This is a genomic window from Lentzea indica (genome assembly GCF_012184385.1).
Taxonomy (GTDB): Bacteria; Actinomycetota; Actinomycetes; order Mycobacteriales; family Pseudonocardiaceae; genus Lentzea; species Lentzea indica.
Window position 1 is genome coordinate 1 of sequence record NZ_VSRL01000547.1, and the last position, 1,349, is coordinate 1,349.

Consider the following 1,349-nt stretch of genomic DNA (forward strand, 5'->3'; position numbering starts at 1 on the left):
CAGCGGGCCGAGCACCTCCATGTACGAGCTGACCGCCGGCGAGTTCGGCGGGAGTGCCGCGCTGCCGGGATAGCAGTGCCAGATCACGGTGATCGCGTCCAGCACGACACCGCGGTCCTCGAGGCACGGCGTCAGCGCGCCGAGCGGCAGCGACGGTGCCGTGCCGACCGCGGAGATCAGCGGCGGGTCGGGTCGACCAGCAGCACCGCCGTCCACACGCCGTCGTGCCACGACAGCGCGAGCGGACGGCGTTCGTGGTCGACGCCCTTCGCGATCACCAGGTCCGGGATCGCGAGCCGCAGCAGTGCGACGCGCGGGTCCTCCGGGCCGAGCACCTGCATCTCGTCGTCACCCGGCTTGGACTCCTGCGGGTCCACGCGCTTCGCGGTGCGGCTGTGCGACCGGAAGTTGTAGCGGAGCCGGACCCCGATCCACTGGGTCAGCCAACGACCACGCGATCGGGTGAAAGCCAGGATCAGTGCGATGAGGAGCACACCGCCGGCGATCGAGACGGAGACGACGTTCAGCGCGCCGGCGGCGTTCTTCACGCCCATGAGGGTGAGCACGAGCAGGGCGATCGCCAGACCGACCTCGATCGTGACTACGTTCGAGACAGGCAAGGAGCCGAGGCTGGCCCCGGAGGCTCTGCGGCGGACACGCCCGACAGGACGTGGCGGCACAGGTGCCTGCTGGCCAGGACCCCCAGGTCCCTGCGGCCGAGCCATCCCTGGGTTGGGCCGGGGCGGATGTGGAGTGGTCACGGACATCCGTTGTGGTCTCTTTCCCCTCGATGGTCGGTGGGCTTGGCGAACCGGCCCACGGAGCAACCTGCGTCCGGCTATCCTGCCGAACCGTACCGCGACTGGGAGAGCAGCGAGCCGAGAATGGCATCAACACCCACCACCAAGTCACAGGTCCAGGCCTACCGATTCGTCCTGCAGCGGATGCAGTCCGCGCTTGTCCGCAGAGACGCGGTGATGCTGCACGACCCGATGCGCAACCACTCGCGCGCGACGGCGGTCGGTGTGGTTCTCGGCGTCGTCGGTCTGCTGGGCTTCCTGGTGTTCGGCCTTTTCAAGCCGGCACCACGGCTCGACGACCAGACACAGATCGCCATCAGCAAGGAGACCGGCCAGGTCTACGTGGTCGACGCTTCACCGAAGCGGCTGATCCCGATGACCAACCTGGCATCGGCCCGGCTGCTCTGGTACTCGCGCAACAACCCGGATCAGCAGGCGGGTGGCGGCGACGCACCCGGCGGCACGACGAACGGCGCGCAGCAGCAGGCCGCCGGCGGTGAGCCGAAGCTCGTGAGCGAGACCGCGCTGGCGAGCCTGCCGCGCGGCAGG

1 protein-coding gene and 1 pseudogene are annotated in these 1,349 nt (G+C 69.5%); one reads left to right on the plus strand and one right to left on the minus strand.

The window, feature by feature from the left end; genetic code table 11:
* Positions 1-554: pseudogene (locus FXN61_RS56875) on the minus strand (type VII secretion EccE family protein); the annotation flags it as partial.
* Positions 555-884: 330 nt separating this feature from the next.
* Between FXN61_RS56875 and FXN61_RS49475 the strand changes: the two are divergent.
* Positions 885-1,349 (plus strand): type VII secretion protein EccB (locus FXN61_RS49475; protein ID WP_188136340.1); only part of this gene is annotated, 465 nt, incomplete at its 3' end.